Origin of the sequence: Slackia heliotrinireducens DSM 20476 (genome assembly GCF_000023885.1) — a bacterium.
In the GTDB taxonomy this organism is placed as follows: Bacteria; Actinomycetota; Coriobacteriia; order Coriobacteriales; family Eggerthellaceae; genus Slackia; species Slackia heliotrinireducens.
Genome location: NC_013165.1, coordinates 766,641 through 784,129 on the forward strand (window position 1 = coordinate 766,641; position 17,489 = coordinate 784,129).

16 protein-coding genes are annotated in these 17,489 nt (G+C 59.1%); 6 read left to right on the forward strand and 10 right to left on the reverse strand.

Annotated features, from left to right (window positions below; all coding sequences use genetic code 11):
• Positions 1-56 precede the first annotated feature (56 nt).
• Positions 57-824: a type I 3-dehydroquinate dehydratase gene (gene aroD, locus SHEL_RS03200; protein WP_012797819.1), complete on the forward strand. Its 768-nt coding sequence runs from the start codon at positions 57-59 to the stop codon at positions 822-824.
• 107 nt (positions 825-931) lie between these two features.
• Complete coding sequence (locus tag SHEL_RS03205; RefSeq protein ID WP_012797820.1) at positions 932-1,807, forward strand: KR domain-containing protein; 876 nt, start codon at positions 932-934, stop codon at positions 1,805-1,807.
• A gap of 78 nt (positions 1,808-1,885) precedes the next feature.
• Here the strand turns inward: SHEL_RS03205 and SHEL_RS03210 are convergent, their stop codons facing one another.
• Positions 1,886-2,308 carry a peptide deformylase gene (locus SHEL_RS03210; protein WP_012797821.1) on the reverse strand — a complete coding sequence of 141 codons (423 nt, stop codon included), beginning with the start codon at positions 2,306-2,308 and terminating at the stop codon, positions 1,886-1,888.
• 82 nt (positions 2,309-2,390) lie between these two features.
• Positions 2,391-4,280 carry an immunoglobulin-like domain-containing protein gene (locus SHEL_RS15575; RefSeq protein WP_012797822.1) on the reverse strand — a complete coding sequence of 630 codons (1,890 nt, stop codon included), beginning with the start codon at positions 4,278-4,280 and terminating at the stop codon, positions 2,391-2,393.
• Positions 4,281-4,495: 215 nt separating this feature from the next.
• Here SHEL_RS15575 and SHEL_RS03220 point away from each other — a divergent pair, with 215 nt between their 5' ends.
• Together SHEL_RS03220 and SHEL_RS03225 are read left to right on the forward strand one after the other, a co-directional pair.
• Positions 4,496-5,050: a GNAT family N-acetyltransferase gene (locus SHEL_RS03220; protein WP_012797823.1), complete on the forward strand. Its 555-nt coding sequence runs from the start codon at positions 4,496-4,498 to the stop codon at positions 5,048-5,050.
• A gap of 154 nt (positions 5,051-5,204) precedes the next feature.
• Complete coding sequence (locus SHEL_RS03225) at positions 5,205-5,762, forward strand: shikimate kinase (RefSeq protein WP_050749619.1); 558 nt, start codon at positions 5,205-5,207, stop codon at positions 5,760-5,762.
• A gap of 167 nt (positions 5,763-5,929) precedes the next feature.
• Here the strand turns inward: SHEL_RS03225 and SHEL_RS03230 are convergent, their stop codons facing one another.
• From SHEL_RS03230 to SHEL_RS03250, 5 genes are all read right to left on the reverse strand, one after another.
• Positions 5,930-6,598, reverse strand: coding sequence for a zinc ribbon domain-containing protein (locus SHEL_RS03230; protein WP_012797825.1), 669 nt, complete (start codon positions 6,596-6,598; stop codon positions 5,930-5,932).
• Between the two features lie 115 nt (positions 6,599-6,713).
• Positions 6,714-7,682, reverse strand: coding sequence for an FHA domain-containing protein (locus tag SHEL_RS03235; RefSeq protein ID WP_012797826.1), 969 nt, complete (start codon positions 7,680-7,682; stop codon positions 6,714-6,716).
• 4 nt (positions 7,683-7,686) lie between these two features.
• Positions 7,687-9,501 carry a protein kinase domain-containing protein gene (locus SHEL_RS03240; RefSeq protein WP_012797827.1) on the reverse strand — a complete coding sequence of 605 codons (1,815 nt, stop codon included), beginning with the start codon at positions 9,499-9,501 and terminating at the stop codon, positions 7,687-7,689.
• Positions 9,498-10,103 carry a leucine-rich repeat domain-containing protein gene (locus tag SHEL_RS03245; RefSeq protein ID WP_126513738.1) on the reverse strand — a complete coding sequence of 202 codons (606 nt, stop codon included), beginning with the start codon at positions 10,101-10,103 and terminating at the stop codon, positions 9,498-9,500. Before SHEL_RS03245 ends, SHEL_RS03240 begins: the two co-directional genes overlap by 4 nt.
• A 12-nt stretch (positions 10,104-10,115) precedes the next feature.
• Positions 10,116-11,324, reverse strand: coding sequence for a zinc ribbon domain-containing protein (locus SHEL_RS03250; RefSeq protein WP_012797829.1), 1,209 nt, complete (start codon positions 11,322-11,324; stop codon positions 10,116-10,118).
• Positions 11,325-11,514: 190 nt separating this feature from the next.
• Here SHEL_RS03250 and SHEL_RS03255 point away from each other — a divergent pair, with 190 nt between their 5' ends.
• Positions 11,515-12,675, forward strand: a complete 1,161-nt coding sequence (locus SHEL_RS03255) for a zinc-ribbon domain-containing protein (RefSeq protein ID WP_012797830.1) — start codon at positions 11,515-11,517, stop codon at positions 12,673-12,675.
• 82 nt (positions 12,676-12,757) lie between these two features.
• On the opposite strand, the gene SHEL_RS03260 is transcribed toward SHEL_RS03255, so the two are convergent.
• Positions 12,758-12,967 carry a hypothetical protein gene (locus SHEL_RS03260; protein ID WP_012797831.1) on the reverse strand — a complete coding sequence of 70 codons (210 nt, stop codon included), beginning with the start codon at positions 12,965-12,967 and terminating at the stop codon, positions 12,758-12,760.
• Between the two features lie 379 nt (positions 12,968-13,346).
• Entirely contained in the window at positions 13,347-14,360 is a 1,014-nt protein-coding gene (locus tag SHEL_RS03265; protein ID WP_012797832.1) for a DNA/RNA non-specific endonuclease, read from the reverse strand.
• 324 nt (positions 14,361-14,684) lie between these two features.
• On the opposite strand from SHEL_RS03265, the gene SHEL_RS03270 reads away from it, so the two are divergent.
• A complete protein-coding gene (locus SHEL_RS03270) occupies positions 14,685-15,260 on the forward strand; it encodes a PadR family transcriptional regulator (RefSeq protein WP_012797833.1) in 576 nt (191 codons plus the stop codon).
• Positions 15,261-15,368: 108 nt separating this feature from the next.
• Here SHEL_RS03270 and SHEL_RS03275 read toward each other — a convergent pair whose 3' ends face one another.
• Positions 15,369-17,477 carry a heavy metal translocating P-type ATPase gene (locus tag SHEL_RS03275; protein WP_012797834.1) on the reverse strand — a complete coding sequence of 703 codons (2,109 nt, stop codon included), beginning with the start codon at positions 17,475-17,477 and terminating at the stop codon, positions 15,369-15,371.
• Positions 17,478-17,489: the final 12 nt, after the last annotated feature.

Sequence of the window (17,489 nt, forward strand, 5' to 3'; positions counted from 1 at the left end):
CACGCAAGGTACGACGCGTATGTTGAAGCAATGTCGGATAGCGAGGAGCAACATTTATGAAACCGCTGGTCATCAAAGATGTTTCAATAGGAGAAGGCGCGCCGAAGACCATCGTCTCCGTTATGGATGCGACTACCGAAGGAGCCTTGGCCACCATCGACCAGGGCCTTGCGGCCGGCGTCGATTGCTTCGAGTGGCGCGTCGATTTCAGCGAGAACGTGCACGACCCCGCGGCCGCTGCGGAAGAATCTCGGGTGCTGGCTCAGGCATTGCCGAAAAACCCTCTGTTGTTCACCTTCCGCTCCACCAGCCAGGGCGGCCAGTTGACGATACCGGTCGAAGAATACGTGGCCCTCAATAAAGCGGTCATCGAGGCCGAGGCCATCGATATGGTGGACATCGAAACTTGGATAGGCGATGCCGCTGTGTCGGACCTGGTAGCCTGCGCCCATGCCCATGGGGTTGCCGCCGTTGTCTCGTATCACAATTTCGCAGGCACGCCTTCCAAGGATTGGATGGTTGCCCTGCTCACGCATATGCAAGACCTGGGCGCGGACATTCCTAAGATCGCCGTCATGGCGAAGACACCTGCCGACGCGCTTGAGCTGCTGGCCGCCACTGAAGAGATGGCGCGCTTGCATGCGCAGGGTCCGCTGCTGACCATGGCGATGGGGCGTGACGGCTCCATTACACGGCTTGCGGGCGAGCTTTTCGGTTCGGCGCTTACGTTCTGTGCACTTGAGAATGCTTCCGCACCTGGTCAGGTTGATGTGTCGCAAGCCCGTCGCATCATGGCTGACCTACATGAGGTTCTGGGTAAATAAAAGCAAGCCTGTCTGGTCCGCTTCAGTTCGCAAACGCATTGCGGAATCAGGCCTAACCGTCTCGCCAGAGGTCGCAAGACTTTGGCGCATTCCGAGGAGGAACCAATATGGGAGAACCACAACGCATCACAGGCCATACGCATCTGATTACATTGCTGGGCAGTCCGGTGGCCCATTCGTCATCCCCAGTGACGCACAACCTGTCGTTCGAAAAGCTGGGTATCGACACGGTCTACCTGTGCCTGGAAATCGGAGCCGACGAGGTAGGCGAGGTCGTCAACGGGCTCAAGCGCACCGTAGGCTGGGACGGATCTAATGTAACCATGCCTTGCAAGAACGCCGTTATCCCGTTTTTGGACGAACTTGATCCCGCTGCTGAACTCATGGACGCAGTGAACGTCATCAAGAACGACAACGGCAAGCTCAAAGGCTACAACACCGACGGAGCGGGATTCGTCTGGGGTATGCGCCAGAAGGGCGTCGACCCCGCAGACAAGACCGTTACGCTGATCGGGCCCGGCGGGGCCGGCTCTGCCGTCGCCGTGCAGCTGGCGTTGGATGGCGCGAAGAAGCTCAACGTGGTCGGTCGACAGGGGAAGACCTTCGAGCGCGCCCGCGACCTGGTGCCGCGAATCGTGGAGAAGACGGGCTGCGACGCCCAGCTGTTCGACATCGCCGATCAGGACAACCTGCGTAAGCTGATTGCCGAGTCCGACGTTTTGGTGAACGCCAGCAACGTCGGCATGGGCGCGGGCAGTACCGAGTCTCTGGTCCCCGTGGATTATCTGCGTCCTGAACTGGTAGTATGCGATACCGTATACTTCCCGCGCGAGACCCAGCTCATCCTGGACGCCAAGGCATTGGGATGCGTGACCGTTCCTGGCTTGGGCATGATGATCGGCCAGGCAGCCGAAGGCGAGAGGATCTGGTACGACGCCGAGATGCCCGTCGACTTCATCGTCGAGCAGTTGTTCAGCGAGTAGCGACTCGGAGAGTCCGAGCAAAAGAAAACGCCGCATCTTGCGAGGTGCGGCGTTTTTTGTTGCTTTAAGAGTTTCGGATTAGACCAGCTTGCCGTTGCAGTGGTCGACAAGGTGCTGGATGACCTGGGCGGTCCAGCCTTCGAACTTGCGTTTGCGGTCGACCAACTGACCGTTGATGAGTTCCTGGTACGCTACGTTGATTTTTGCGAAACGCTTGACGGTGACGTACTGTCCCTCGTGGGAGAGGCACTCCTCGGCCACAGTGGAAGGGTTGAGCGCCATCTTGATAACAGGGTTGAACATGGCGTGCGGATTATCCTTCATGTCCAAATAGACCACGATGCGCTTGGTCTCACCAATTTGGTTGGCGGCCAGGCCAGCAGCGGTTTCGAGGGATTTCAGGGTGTCGATGAGATCTTCGACGATTGCTGCGTCTTCGGCGGTGCCTTCGTCGCAGGGCTTCGACAGAATCTCGTCGTCGGTGACGATTTCACGGATCATGGGTTTCCTCCTTTAAGTTGCGGGAAACAGTGTAGCGTAAAAGCGCGACGAACGGGACGGTTCCCTTCCGTCGCGCCGGAAATTATTGGGGTGTGGTGACCAGGTATACAAACCCGTCGAAGCTGTAGTCGCCCGAAACGCGGACTCGGGGCAGCGCCCGGCAGTCTTCGCCAATTTGTGCCCAGCGGTTCTCAGTGGTGAAAGCGCAGAGGATGCCGGCTTCGTCGATGCAGGTCATGGCGTCATCCGTGGTATCGCCGTAGGGATAGGCGAAAGCTTCGCTGGTCTGAAGCATCTCCTTTGCCTGGTTCAGATCGGCGACGATGTCTTCGTGGGACAGCGCACTGATGATGCCGCCGTGCCCGACGCTGCCGCCGCCCTGATGCAGCGCGTAGGAGTGCGACTGGTATGAGATCACAGGGCTCGCATGGTCGATAGGGATGGACTCGGCGTTGTCGTTGCTGCAGATGACGAAGGACGTGGCCGGCACGCCGTATTCTTCAAGAAGCGGGATGCCGTACGCCAAAAACCCTGACTGGCCGTCGTCGAACGTGAGCACGACGCTCTTGGCGGGCAGCGAATGCGCGCCCTCCAGGAAAGCTCGGACTTCAGGGTACGACGGATAGTAGAAATCGTTTTCCTGCAGGTAATTCAGCTGGTTTGCCAGATCGGTGTCGAGGATGTAGTTGACGTTCACCTCGTCGGGCAGATCGTCTTCGGTATAGACGTAGTGGTACATGAGAACCGGGATGCCATACTCCTGGGTCTCCATGCTGTCGACCACGTGGACCGTGCGCGTTGCCGTTGCCGTGTGGCCCGTCGAGTCGCTGACGGTGTAGGTGACTTCGTAGTCGCCCGGCGTGGATGTGTCGACGTCCCCGTTGGTTTCGATGGCGTTGTTGAGAATGCCGTCGATGGGTTCCGCCGCATGGGCGCCGCCTTCAATGTATTCTTCGCCGACCAGGACGTAGGTATCCGGGTCGCCGTTCACCCCGATGACGATGTCGCCGGGATCGGCGGGCGCTGCGGCAGACGTTCCGGAGCCTTCGTCGGTCGTTTCGGGTTCGGTGGATTGGGTGTCGGAGGCGCTTGCGTTTTCAGACTGGTTTTGGCTGACTGCGGGCGTGGGTGTCGCATTCGTTTCTGCATCCGATCCGCGATTCAGCATGAAGAAACCGCCTGCCCCCATGGCTATCAGGGCAATGGCCAGCACGGCAGCGACAAGGCCTTTGCGGGAACGGCGTTTGGGTGTGCGCTGGAAAGGAACCGGGGCCGCGGCGACCAGGTCGGAATCGCCGGCGTCGTCAGCGACAAGTCCGTGGTTGCGGGTCGAGGGCCTCTGAGGCCGGGCGTTTTGATTGCCAGCTTCGGAAGCAAGCGGCTCGTTTTCGACGACCGGGGAGGGTGATTCGGTGTTGGCGGTTGCGGCATCCAACGGTGTCATGACGGCTGTGGCATGCGTATCCACAATGGCGGGTGTCGGAACTCGGGTTTCTACGGGCTGTTCCGCAGGTGTGTTGGCGGCTGCGAACCGAGGTGCCGTGGGGCCGATGGTGGCGGCTGATCGAGCAGAGACGGCCACAGGGCCGGTTGCTGCTGCATGCGCCGCGTGCCGTGCCCGTGCGACAGATGCATTCCCAGCGGTGTTCTCGGTATCGGAGGCGATGCGCGCATGGCGACCGATAGGCGTCGATTTCGGTGCAGTGGTGGCGGCTTGCTCAGGGGCATGCCGAGGAACGGCCCGACGGGAAGAGGCCTCAACGTCATCTGCGCGTTGTGCCGTCCATTCGTCCAGGTCGGCTGCGTAGTCGCTGGCTTGCGGCCAGGCACCGCCGCCTGCTTTCGGATCGGTGTCGTCGGCGAATGCGGGCCAAGCTCCCATATTGCCGACGTTCTCGGTTTTTGCCTTGGGCTTGCGCCTTGTGGGCTTTTGGCGGCGATACTCCCTGCCGCGGTATTCGTAGGATGCCATGCAAAACCTCCCAAATAGTTGATGGGTTGATTTTACCGCACGAAGACTTTGGCCGACGAACCGTCACGAATACTGCGTCTGGGCAGCCCACGCGCGCTGCCTGCGGACGGTCGAATCCCGCACACCACTGACAGCAGAAGAGCGTTGATCGGAAATGACGGCGCAATGCTACAATGGGGATTGCCCATAGGTTTCGAACATTACAGGAGGCGTTTATGCTGTTCAGACAGGCGAGCGTTGAGGATCTCGATGCTGTCATGTCCGCAATCGAGGACGGTCGTGTTGCTTTGGCTGCCATGGGGCTTGACCAATGGCAGGGCGGTTCTCCCAACGCCGAAATGGTGCGCGAGGACATGGCATGTGAATACACCTATGTGGCAGTTGACGACGAGACGGGTGACGTTCTTGGAACGGTGTCTTTCACGGACGCGGGCGATGGCGATTACGACAACGTCATCGACGGCGCTTGGACGCGCGATCTTCCGAACACGCCGAACCCTCCGCATGGCGGACGTTATGCGGCGCTGCATCGTATTGCAGTTTCCGCAAAGGCCGCCCGGCGTGGCGTGGGAACGTTTCTGGTCAAACAGTCGATCCGGCTTGCCCGCGAGCGGGGACTCGATGCAGTTCGCGCCGATACGCACATAGACAACATTCCCATGCAGCGCACATTCGAAAAATGCGGTATGGTGCGGTGCTGTGAAATCCTGTTGTCGACGGACGACGAGCCCACCAAGGAACGCATCGGTTACGAACTTGCCTTATCGTAAGTCGGGGTTTTCGAGGCGTTCCTTCGTAACGTTTCAGCGACGGCTTGATTTTTTCTTGCAGGCGTCTTTTCAAATCTTGGATTAAGCGTACAATGCCGAAATACTTTACTCTGCTAAAGTACGTATTGGAACGAGACGACTTGAGGTGATCTGCATGGCTGATGAGTACCAAGGCAAGTACAAATTGCTCAAACCGGTATTTCTCATCGGCTTTATGGGTGCGGGGAAAACCAGCGTGGCACAGTATCTGGCGAACGTGCTCGGTTTGGCTTCCATCGATGCCGACGAGTATTTGGAACTAATGGAGGACAGGGTCATAGCGGACATCTTCGCGGAAGACGGTGAGGATTATTTTCGGGATATAGAGACCAGGCACCTCGAGGAGCTGGCGAAGCGCAAGTTGGTGCGTCTGATCGCGACGGGCGGCGGCGTCATCAAGCGTCCGGCGAACATTGAAATCATGCATTCGTACGGCTATACGGTCTACCTTGGCGTTACCGCAGATGAAGCGGCCGAACGAATTCCGAACACCGAATCGCGACCGCTTTTCAAGAACATCGACGTGGCACGCAAGACCGTGCTGGAGCGCATGCCCCTCTATGAGGCCGCAGCGGATGCGTACGTGGAAACCACAGGCCGCAAGGTGCCCGACATTTGCCGGGAAGTTGCGTTGCGCCTGATAGATTCCGGCGTGTTGGTGAAGGTTTCCTAGCTGAAAAACCGCACTGTGGTACGAACGCCGCCGACAGAGGCTGAGCCTCATATCGGTGGCGTTTTTCATTTTTTTTCGACCCATTACGTAAAAACGGCCCGCCGATTTGAACTGAACTGGGAGACGGTTCAATTTGGCGGGCCGCAGGCGGGTGCATTTGCGTGGCTCTAGGAGAGTTTGGCACCACAATTGGCGCAGAACGCATCGGCTCCAGGCGTGTAGGGCGTGCCGCATGATGGGCATACGGTGCCGCCGTCGGCAGACGCTTGCTGCTCGGCGGGCGCCGAAACCGGCGCAGCAGGAGCCGCGGGTGCAGAGGTTGCTTGGGCGGCTTGGAATTCCTTCACGTTGGTGCCGCAGCTCATGCAGAAGGTGTCCCCCGCATTCATGGGAGCCCCGCATTTGGGGCATGCAGCCTGGCCAGGTTGCATGACGGGTGCGCTTGCTGCGGCGCGGACCTGATCGATGGGAAGGCCGCAGGTCATGCAGAACATGTCGGTGGCACCGACTCGGCCGCCGCACTTGGGGCAGATGAAAACCTGCGCCTGCGCTTGCTGGAGGCGCTGCTGCTCTTCGATCTGGGCGATTTGAGCATTGATGGCGTCGCGCTGGGCGTCCAAGGCGGCAATACTGTCGTAGAGTCCTTCGCGACCCGCGCGCAACTCGGGATTGTCCCTTGTCATTTCGTACAGGCTGGCCCCAAGCTGTGCAGAAAGCGCCTGACGTTGCTTGTTGATGTCGTTGAGCTGGTTCTTCAGCCTGAACGTTTCAGTAGTGCGGCCAGCGGAAGCGACACCGCGGTTCACGCTGGAAGAAAGATTATCGAGGAAACCCATGCTTGCGCCTTCCGTCCGATGCGTCAGAATCTGTGGAACGCATCTATAATAGCGGTTTTAGGCGAGGCTGTCATTTCGGCTCTTACCCATGGATGCGCAAGAGGCGGCGTATGCGCTACGCATCGACCTGGACGATCATGAACACCGTGTCGCGGGCAAGTTCGAGGCGATCGCCAGCTTGCAGGCGAACGTCCTGCGCAACATATCCGTCGCCACGCTGGTCGCGAGGCGGCTCGATGACGGTCCGTGTGCGGTCTTCGCCGCTTACCAGGACCGATCCGTTTCGGGAATTCAATCCTCGGGCATACCAGACGCCTTCGCCGTTCCGATAGATCAGCAGATGATGCCGGGATACGGTCTGTTCAACATCGGCAATCGAGTTGGCGGCGGTGGCAAGATAGCCGATTTCAGTTCCTTCGTCATCGGTGTTCAGCACATAGGCGCTGCCGCGCATACGGTTGCCCACTACTCGGAAGAGCGCCAGGCGCACGTCTTCGAACCCTTCGTCCTCTTCGGTTTGCGGAAGGTCGGTCACGACGGATGTCTGGGTCACCGATTTCGAGCCGAATGCGCGCTCGGCCATCGACAGCACATGTTCGGCTGCGATGCGGGGGTCTTGGCGCAGGCCCGTTTCGACGAACAGCAGGACCAGAAGGTATGCGCGGTCCACGTCGTTGGCTCCCGAAGCGGACTTCAGATACTGTACGGCGTTGAGGTACAACACGTCGTTGAGCTGGTAATTCCGGCATGCATCCGCCATGGCAAGCGCTCCGTCGCCAGAGAAATGATCGGAAATCTGGTTGACGGACAGCCCCCGTCCTTGGCTGGAGCGCATGGCGGAGAAGAGCGCGTACGCCGCCTTGTCGAAGGGGACGAATGCTGAGGCTGGCAGGTCACCAGGCTTGCTGTGGACGATGGAACGCGACAAGAAGGACTTGTCGTCGGCCCGTTGCTGCAGGCTGCGCCCGCCCGCGATGGGCCGGTCGGACAGGACGTTGACGGCTACGTCGCGGTTGCTGATGCCCGCAAAGCCTTTGAACGTGTCGAACAGCACGCCGCAGGGCGTTTCGTTATCGACGGCCATACGATCAGGACCTCCTTCGAATGACGATGGCCCACAGGGCGCCAATCGTCATGAACACGGCTATTGATGCCAGCGCCACGCCGGCAACGGGTTGGGCGGTATACACCGTCCAATCGGTGATATGCACAAGCAGAAGCACGGCAGTTTCCAGAGCGATAAGCACGCAGGTGCCCACCAGGAGCTTCGAACCAAGGGATTCGCCCAGATAGTAGAAGGGCACCGAAAGCAAAGGCGGGATGATGCAGAACAACATGGCCATCGGAGCGCCTATCGTGCCGGAGACGGTTTTGTCGAACAGCGTCAGGGACGCATCGATGCCGCTGATGCAGCCTGCAACAATGATTGACACGGCCGCGATGAGGCTTGCAGTCATGATGACGGGTGCGGTTATGGGGCGTTTGGCGCGGACCTCGTCACGCACCAGCGGTGTTGAACTGGGGGTGGCGGTCATGGTCCGGCCGACACCGCCAGAGCGGAGGTGCTGGGTTGCGGCTCCTGTGGGGAACTGCGCCTGGCCGGTTGCACGGAGCACGGTTGCCTGCCCGCGAACGGGTGCGCCCAGCGAAATCTGCTGGGTTTGAACGGGAGCCACGGCGTTCACATCGATGAACGGCAGCAGCATCTGGCCGCGGTATCGACGTACGATGTTGTCGGTGTAGTTGTCGACGAAGCGCTCGAGCATGCCGCGCATCTCCCAGACCTGCGCACGGCTGTCCTGCTCGTTGGCCAGGCCTTTCAACAGGATGCGGCCAAGCTGCTGGTCGACCACGTTTGCAGCGGCGATGAGTTTGGACGTGTTCACGGCGCCGGCCGATGACAGGGTGCGGTATGCCTCGATGAGTTCGGGCTGCCCCTCGATACCCTGCTCAGGCGTCAGATCGATGTGCATGGAGCTCGGTAAGGGGATGGCGTGCTCCAGTTTGTAACGGTAGTACGACCCTGGATCCTCGGAGAGTTTTCCCAGGCGATAGGGGGTTTCTCCGCACAAGAGCTCGTACAGCACGCTGCTGATGGCGTACACGTCGATGAGCGGCGAACGGCGCAGCCGGTCCAGGTTGGGCAGGTCGTTGGTGAGCATCTCCGGAGGGGCGTATTCGGGCGTCGCACGGCGGACGACGCTGGTCAGTCGCGTAAAAGAGGGGTCTTGGTGCAGATTGACCTGCGTGGATGACCCGAAGTCGATGAGACACAGGTCGAACTCTCCGGATTCCACCTGCTCGGACACGGATTTTTCATCGGTGCGCAGCATGATGTTGTTGGGGGAGATGTCACGGTGCGCGAAGCTGTCGTCCAGGTACTCGAATCGGGCGATCAGGTCGAATAGGGCCATGCCCAGTTTGGCGACGGTGACGGGCTCTACGCGGGTGCCTTTGGGGTCGACGGCCCGCAGGCCTGCGGCTTTCTTGCAGGTTTCGCCTTCGACCCACTCCATGACGATGAGTGGCTCACCCTCAGCAATGCCGTAGCCGTAGAGCTTAGGGAAACCTTTGAGGCCCGACAGACGCTGCTGGTTCTCGAATTCACGACGGAAGGCCGCGGTTTGGGCCGTAACGGTGCGCTTGTACGATGCTTCATCCATGGATGGCGTGCGCATCGGGCGCAGTACGCGTTTCATGGCGAAGGTTTCGCCTTCGGGGTTCGCCACCTTGCATACATATCCCGAACCTCCGCGGTCGTCGGACCCTTCGGGCACGAGCAGCGTCAGGAACCGACGGCGGTATCGTTCCTGCTGAGATTCCGACATGGGGAAGGGCACTTCGAACGAGTCAAGCTCGAGAATGCGCATGTCGCTCAAGGACGTGTTCTCGGGCTGTGTCATTCGTCAGCCTTCCTGGGTTCGACCGGGTTCAGCCGGCTGGTGTCGCCTGAGGGGTTGAACCCCTGGTCGAACACGATCTGCAACCCGTCATTTGCAGGCAGCGAGTTGATGGCGAACTCCCGGTCGCCCTCAGAATCGATGTTCCCGCGGACGTCGAGGTAGTCAAGCGACGTTAGCTTGGAAACGTCCAGCACCTCGATGTCGTTGTCCTGGGCAACGACCATCTGCAAATTGGGGAACACCTCCAAACCGTCAAGGCTGGTGATGCCCAGACCGGAGATGCCTTCGTCATATACCTCGAAATAGTCGCGGTCGTTGAAGTCGTAGGCCCCGATTTCCGTGACGGCGTTGCGCTCGCTTCGGCCGAGGCGTCCGTCTTGGTCGGTGTCCAGGTTGTCTTCAACATATGCGCGCAAGGCGTCGTCGGGAAAGACATCCTGCGTGATGTCGATGGGTTTCTCCCTCAGGTCGATGAGACTGAACTCGTCGGCATACGGCATGGCAAGCCTTCCGATGGAGACGATGGCAAACGCAGCCACGACAGCTATGGCGGCTGCCGCCAACGCCACGCTTCTCACATTGTCATCTGCGGAGACGGCCATGGGCATCTCCGACTAGAGCCTCGTGCCGCACATCATGCAGAAAACGTCGCCGGGCTCGTATTCGGCACCGCAGTTGGGGCAGACGCTCGCGGATACCACGGTTGAGCTGGCATTGCCAGGGGTTGCCGTTGCCAGCGGGCTTCCGCACATCATGCAGAAGAGGTCGCCTGCGGCGTGGGGCGCTCCGCATTTCGGACACGTGGGTGCGGCGTCGGCCGCCTGCGTAACGGGGTTTGCGCCACCTATGCCAGGCATGGCGGCGGTTGTGTCGGCCGTCGGCGCAGGTGAAAGGGAGGCTCCGCAAGTCAGGCAGAACTTATCGCCTTCGCGCACGGCGGATCCGCACTTGGGGCAGGTGGGTGCTGCGGGCATCGGCGCGGTTTGAGAAGCTGGCAGCTCGTCGTTGGCGGGCGTCACGTCTGGGGTCTCGTCAACTCCGACGGCTTGCGAGATGTCGGAGTCGGACGTCGGTTCTGCATCGGATTCTCCGGCGAATTCGGACTCGAGCGCCGTCAAGGCTTCGGCCGCATCGGCGTCATCGATGTCGAGCTCGGTTTCCGCCTCGATTTCTGCCTTAAGTGCGGCCATGGCGTCGGCCACAGCCGAGTCGTCGGATTCCGATGCGGCGTCGGGAAGGGGAGCCGGCTCAGGGGTCGAATCGGCTGCGTCCTCTTCGATGGCATCCGCTTCGGCCGCAAGGCGCTCCAAGGCGGCCATTTCTTCGGCAGGAATCTCATCGGGCTCATTCTGGGTATCGAGCGTTGTGCCTGGCAGGATGTCGAGAACCATGGTCTTGTCCGCCGCGAAGGCCTGGGCTTCGGCTTGGGCGACTGCATTTGCCGCCGCTGCCTGGGCCTCTTCGGCCTCCTTTGCAAGTGCCGCGGCAACAGCGGCCGCTTCGGCGGCGGCTTGGGCTTTCTGCTCCGCTTCGGATTCGGCTTTCGCGCGGTTCTCCTCTGCAATGCGGGAGTTCTCTTCGTCGGCAATGGCAAGGGCTGCCTTGTCGGCAATGAGCTGCAGTTCGTGGGTGAGAGCGGCTTCCTCTTCGTCAAGAGCGGCGATGGCGCTCAGCTGTTTGGAGAACCGAACCTGTACGGCCTCGCTCACCTTGGCTTCGTCGATGACCTTTGCGGCCAGAGCCAGCAGTGCTTCGGTGCGCTTTTCCGGCAAAGCAGCCAGAGCCTCTTCTATACGTGCGGTTTCGTTTTCGCTGTTTTCCATGGTCCGTCCTTTTCGACACGAAAATGTAACGAAACGATTCTATCGCAAAAACCGTCGCGTTGACCTGCGTCGTTGAAAAAAGGAACGTTTGGGATGCGATGCGAGCGTATGTAGCGAATGTGCTATATAATATCTGAAGATTAATGTGGCAGCGCACTCGACTGCCCTCGTTTCAAGTGGAAGGAAAGCCATGAACTGCCCTAACTGCGGTGCCGAGCTCAAGGAAGGCGCGGCGTTTTGCATCCAATGCGGAACGCCTGTGAGCAGCGCGGCCCCCACCCAGCCTACTCAACCCGCTCAGCCCACCATGCCGGTCCAGCAACCGACCGTTCCGGTTTCTGCACCCGCGACTCCCGCTGCGGCTCCCACGCAGCCGGTCCAGCCTGCATATCAGCCGACGGCGCAGCAGCCCTTCGTGCCTCAGCAGGATCCCTATGCGCAGCAGACCCAGGCGTATGCTCCTGCCCAGGATCCCAATGTCCAGCAACAGCCCTTTGCGCCTCAACAGGCGCCTTATCAGAATCAGGCGCCGTACCAAAACCAGAAATCCGGTGGAAAGCGCACCGGTCTGATCATCGGCGGCATCGCCGCTGTGCTTCTGCTCATCCTGGGTGGCGTGGGCATCGCCGGCGTGTTGTCTGGCGGCGATGACAAAGTCGCAGATGAAAAGCCCGCCGCCACGACTGAGAAAGCAACGGAAACGGAAGAGGAGGCCGGTGCTGCGACAGAGACTGAAGCCCCCGCGCAGGAAGAGGCCACTACCGAAGAGGCTACGGAGGACCCCGCAGAACCTGCAGCAACAGGGGCCGACTACTCTGCCGTGCTTGATTCCCATGGCGGCCTGACCGTCGATGCCGTTACCACGTTGAGCGGGTCGGACCTGTATGACCTGCTTATGTCGAAGGGATTCGAATACGACGCGTCGTACGGCGAGTATGTGTGCTATTACGAACCGTTCCAGGCTTTTGCAGTCAGCGTTGATGGTTCGACTGTTCTGGACGAAAGCGGTATGAGGTCGTTGTCCATCGGTGGTGCGGGCGACCCTGTCGTGTACGTCATTGCTGCGTATGACTACGGAGACGACCTGAACGGTGCTTACGATGCAATCGTCGGCGACAGCGCCAGCGATAAGCTGGTTCTCGACGAAGAAACGATTGTTGCAAAGGTCGAGAACGAAGGCGGCAAATACTTCGTGATGGCCATGAACTCCGAAGGCGACCTTGGTCCGACTTTCGCCGTTGTGAGCGAGGAGGCCATCTCTTCCGGTGTGTTCTACACCTGGACCGGCCTCGATACCAGCTTCGGTTCGACGGTTGACGAGCTTTACGGCAGCTTCACGAGCCAGGCATAAACCTGCGTTTCGACATCGGCGCGAAAGGGGTTCCGCACGGAACCCCTTTTTTATGCGATTTTAGGCTCGTCTGTGTTCTGAACTATGCTCGGGCGTTGGATTCCGATTTCAGGCGGTCGGCAATCCACATGTTGATGACTGCCTGTCGCGGCACGGCCAGATGACGTGCGGCTGCATCGAGCTCGTCAATCATCCATTCGGGCATGCTGATATTGATTTTGCGGGGCGTGTCGTCTCTCGATAAAAGATTTTCGTGGTCGGCGACGTACGAGCCGTGCTCGGGTTCGATCAAGGCGTGCCCCCTTTCGTGCGACAGGGCGGCAGCGGGCAAACGACCAGACTCGCTGGATAAAGGAGAGCTCCCGGCGTTCGGACTGCGCGTGTCCAGGTGGTGCGTGCGTTCCGTAGCCGGGAGCTCCTGCGTCTTTTGAACCCGATACCGTGTTTGGTAGGTTTATGGTGGTTGTACACCGATCGAATTCGCGTTACTTACAGCTTCTTTTGTAAGTGTCCCAATTATACACGATAGATACCTAATAGCAATACCTAAAATATCTAATAGGTATAAATTAGGTATATGAGGTAATAATGGCGCATCGTCGCAAATGTATGCGACGTTCGGATCTATATGGGTGTGGATGGGGAAGACGCTCGGGCGCCTGAGGGCATTGCTAAGGATTGCAACGGTTGCAGGGCTCGTAGCCTTGCTCTAGCAGCTCGTCTCGCGTGCCGTTGAAGCCTTCGCGGTTCTTTTCGGCCATCTCGGCAACCGACTCGCAGGATGGCAGGTGAAACCTCTTCGATCCCGTGTTCACCACGTAATCGAACTCCGACATGTCGATGGGTTTTACGGTCGTTTCAGGCGTCGTATCGGGTTCGGTTTCCGAAGAGTAGGGTGCCTGTTCCGCAGACAGTCGGGCCGCAAGTTCGGCGGCAACCTCGTCCGCGTCGTCGCCTCGCCAGCTGCCGCCGGTGGCATAATCGATCTCTACGCCTGGCTGGATATTGTGGACGAACACATTGAAGCTAATGCCTTTGCCGTTGTCTTCGACGGATTCGGCTTCCATGTGAACTCCTCGTGCGACCAGCTCGTTGCCGACGAATACGGGCGTTACCCGGTACAAGACGTGGTTGCGTGTGGTGCGGACGTAGCTTGCGACTTCATTTTCGAACGGCAGCATGCCCGACACGTTCAAATAGCGCGTGCCCGTGAACAGATTCAGCGGATTCGCATTCTCTCCTGTGAGCTGGAAGCCGATGATGTGGCAGCGGTTATATAGATAGCGATCCTCGATCAGGTCGTCATAGCGGCAAATCCGCCATCCGCTTGGCGTGACTGACCCTATGTCCTCCCGCTCGCTTGTCGGCATAGTCTCGACACCCACCAGGGCGAAGGCGGTTCCGCATCGTCCAAGCGAGTCGAGCTCCGAATACTCCTCGAATGTATTGCGTTTCAGCTCGTCAGATGTGAACACGGGCTCGTTGTTGTTAATGGTGGAATAGGGCTGCCCGTCGTATTCGGGAATCTGGTCGAGTTGAGCAGTGCTGGCCTCTGGTTTTGACGGCAGGAGGCCTTCGAAAGAATCCGACCAGAACAAGGCCATGCTTCCTACCAGCGCAAGCAACACCAGGCATGCGACCAGGGCATGCTTCCAATTAATCCTGCGAGTCGGCTGTTCCTCCATGGGCTCCTTCGGCGTCTTGTCCGATTGTTTATACCAAGGATACCCGAAGCCGTCCACCACATGTCCGACACGTGTCGCCGAACGAAGGAAGGCTTCGCATTTGCGTTGTACAGTCCGAAGCGGCGCGAAGTTGCACTCGGTTCTGCATGGTGTATTTCGACCGCCAGATGAACGTCCGTTGACCGAAGGCGGATTATGGAGAACAAAAAAGTTGTTCACAGTTGCATATCGTGTTATATGATATGCATGAACAATATGTATAATCTTGTATACGGATTAGTTTATGACAATGCTAAGGTACATAGCTGATAATTGGGAGGCGAAATGAAGATTGATTACGTGTTGCTTGGCTTAATCAGAATCAACCCGAATTCCTCGGGATATCAGCTCCGTGGCATGATTAACAATTCAACGGGGTATTTCTTCACGGCGCATCTGAGCCAGATTTATCCCGCGCTTCGCAAAATGCTCGACAACGGCTGGCTCAAGGTCGAGCTGCTGCCCCAAGACGGCAAGCCGGACGCCAAGCTGTACAGCATCCTGCCAAAGGGTGAGGAAGCCTTGGACGCTTGGTTGAACGAGCCATTCAAGTTCGGCATGGGGCGTTCCACATCGGACGAGTACATCACCAAGCTCATGTTCATGGGCCATATGCCGAATGACAAGCTGTTGGCATACATCGATGCCGGCATCAAGCATTTTGAGAAGGAGCGCCGCGAAATCCTCGAGAGCAACCTAGGACCCGAGAAGGAGTCCGTCGAATGGCTTGCCCCCGATATCCGCAATCGCTACCTGACTATCTGGGGCAACGAGTTCGATTACATCGTCAAAGAGACTCAATCCCGCATCGACCGTCTGACAGCTCTGAAAGAGGCCATCTTGGCCAATCAGGAGAAATAGGCTGTCGAAAAGACCGTCGTCGCAAAGCGGCTGGTGTACCCTGTAGACGTAAAACAAGAGGCCCGGGCATTGCCTGGGCCTCTTGTTCGTTCATTGGCGGCTGCGGGTTTACAGCTCCAACTCCTTCTCGTGCTGGGGCAGGTACGCGGCGGTGTTTCGTAGGCTCATAGCCACGGTCGATGCATTGTGCAGCAACGACGACAACTGAGGCGAAATGACGCCCAGGATGCCAAGGGCCAGCAGTGCCGAATTGATGGTCATGGTGCTGGCATAGGATACGTTCAGGCGGTTCATCAGTTCTTGGCTCAGCTGGCGAAGCATCACCAGAGAGTCGAGGTTAGAGCCGGAAAGAACGATGTCAGCGACTTCTTTCGCGATGTCGGAGCCTTGTCCCATGGCCACGCCGACGTCGGCGCGGGACAGGGCGGGGGAGTCGTTCACGCCATCGCCCACCATGGCGACCACACGTCCTTCTTCCTTTAGGCGCTCCAGGTAAGCGAACTTGTCCTCGGGAAGCATGTTCGCCTGGAATTCGTCGATGCCGGCTTCGGCGGCAATGCGTTCTGCGGTTTTCTGGGCGTCGCCCGTCAGCATGACCACATGCTTAAACCCAAGGTCACGCAGCTGCTGAATGGCCTTTCTCGTATCGGCTTTCAGGGGGTCCTGGACCCCTAGTACGCCGACCAGCTTGTGGTTGACCGCAAGGTACAAGGGGCTCAGACCATGGAAGGTGTCTTCCAGATAGGCGATTGTCTCGTCGGAAATGGGGACGTGCTCGTCTTCGATGACGAAATGACGCGATCCGATGACGACGCGGTGCCCGTCAAGCGAGGAGGCGATGCCGTGGGCGACGATGTACTCGACGGCCGCATGGCGCTCGCGGTGCTCCAGATTGCGCTCCATGGCACCGTGCACCACGGCTCGGGCTACGGGATGCGGGAAGTGCTCTTCGAGACAGGCTGCCAGACGCAGGACCTCTTCCTCCGGCCATGCAGGATCAAGAGATTCAACCTTTGCCAGTTTGGGTGCTGCTTCAGTCAGTGTGCCGGTCTTGTCGAACACGATGGTGTCGGCGTTTGCAAAGGTTTCGAAGTGCTTGGCTCCCTTGGTGGTGACGCCTGCCTTGGCGGCGTTGCTCATGGCGGTCATGACGGCGATGGAGCCAGTAAGTTTCAAGGCGCAGGAATAATCGACCATCAGTGCGGCAGACGTCTTGATGATGCTGCGCGTGGTAATGGCGACCAGGCCTGCCAACAGGAAATTCCAGGGGACGATCTTGTCGGCAAGGGCTTCCATGCGGGACTGGCTCTCTGCCTTGAGGTCGTCGGCCGCATTGACCATGGTGACGATGCTGCGCAGCCTTGTTTGGTTGGTGTCGGAACGCACGCGGATGTACAGCTCGCCCTCTTCAACGGCGGTTCCTGCGTACACGTCGTCGCCGACGGACCGACGGATTGCCAAAGGTTCGCCCGTAAGGCTGGCTTGGTTCACGGCGCCTTCGCCCGCTTCGATGACGCCATCGACGCAGATGGACTGTCCCGTGCGCACGACAACCAGGTCGCCTGCGGCAAGCTCGTTGGACGGAACGATCATTTCGTCCCCATCGATGACCTTCCGTGCGCTTTCAGGCACGTCGAGCAGCGAATTGATTAGCGCATTCTCGGACGAAGCTCGAGTGTAGTCTTCTAGAATCTCGCCGACGTTCAGCAGAAGCATGGTGGAGCCAGCTGTGTTGAAGTCGCGCTTCAAGAACGAAATGGCAATGGCCGACATGTCCAGTACAGGGACGGTCAGGCGGCTGTTCGCCAGTTCCGCCACGCCTGCCTTCAGGAAGGGCAAGAACGAGACGACGGTGCATATCGCACGCAGCGGGGCAGGAAGGACCCACCGGCGGAAGACGTATCCGCCGATGACGTTCGCCAGCTGGAAGAACAGTTTTGAGGCGCGGGGCGCCAAGGTCATGGTGTATTGCCCGCGGGCAGCAGCGATCTTCTCGGCATCGATGGAGCGAAGGTGATCGATGACGGTTTTGCGGGCGTCGGGGGCGTTCACGTAATTGACAGCGAGCTGTCCAATACGCGCATACACCGTCACCTTCGTGACATACATGCACGATTTGGTGACGGTGATGAGCGAATCGATGTCGTTGTCGGGAACCGGACCAGCCAGGTTCAGACGCATGCGCCCCGGAATCTCAGTACGAATCGAGAAATCCATGGGGTACGCTCG

Coding starts and splice junctions, on each gene's coding strand:
- SHEL_RS03210 (WP_012797821.1), bottom strand. CDS start 2,308: ATGATCCGTGAAATCGTCACCGACGACGAGATTCTGTCGAAGCCCTGC.
- SHEL_RS03270 (WP_012797833.1), top strand. CDS start 14,685: ATGAAGATTGATTACGTGTTGCTTGGCTTAATCAGAATCAACCCGAAT.
- SHEL_RS03265 (WP_012797832.1), bottom strand. CDS start 14,360: ATGGAGGAACAGCCGACTCGCAGGATTAATTGGAAGCATGCCCTGGTC.
- aroD (WP_012797819.1), top strand. CDS start 57: ATGAAACCGCTGGTCATCAAAGATGTTTCAATAGGAGAAGGCGCGCCG.
- SHEL_RS03225 (WP_050749619.1), top strand. CDS start 5,205: ATGGCTGATGAGTACCAAGGCAAGTACAAATTGCTCAAACCGGTATTT.
- SHEL_RS03275 (WP_012797834.1), bottom strand. CDS start 17,477: ATGGATTTCTCGATTCGTACTGAGATTCCGGGGCGCATGCGTCTGAAC.
- SHEL_RS03235 (WP_012797826.1), bottom strand. CDS start 7,682: ATGGCCGTCGATAACGAAACGCCCTGCGGCGTGCTGTTCGACACGTTC.
- SHEL_RS03205 (WP_012797820.1), top strand. CDS start 932: ATGGGAGAACCACAACGCATCACAGGCCATACGCATCTGATTACATTG.
- SHEL_RS03245 (WP_126513738.1), bottom strand. CDS start 10,103: ATGGCCGTCTCCGCAGATGACAATGTGAGAAGCGTGGCGTTGGCGGCA.
- SHEL_RS03240 (WP_012797827.1), bottom strand. CDS start 9,501: ATGACACAGCCCGAGAACACGTCCTTGAGCGACATGCGCATTCTCGAG.
- SHEL_RS03230 (WP_012797825.1), bottom strand. CDS start 6,598: ATGGGTTTCCTCGATAATCTTTCTTCCAGCGTGAACCGCGGTGTCGCT.
- SHEL_RS03220 (WP_012797823.1), top strand. CDS start 4,496: ATGCTGTTCAGACAGGCGAGCGTTGAGGATCTCGATGCTGTCATGTCC.
- SHEL_RS03250 (WP_012797829.1), bottom strand. CDS start 11,324: ATGGAAAACAGCGAAAACGAAACCGCACGTATAGAAGAGGCTCTGGCT.
- SHEL_RS15575 (WP_012797822.1), bottom strand. CDS start 4,280: ATGGCATCCTACGAATACCGCGGCAGGGAGTATCGCCGCCAAAAGCCC.
- SHEL_RS03255 (WP_012797830.1), top strand. CDS start 11,515: ATGAACTGCCCTAACTGCGGTGCCGAGCTCAAGGAAGGCGCGGCGTTT.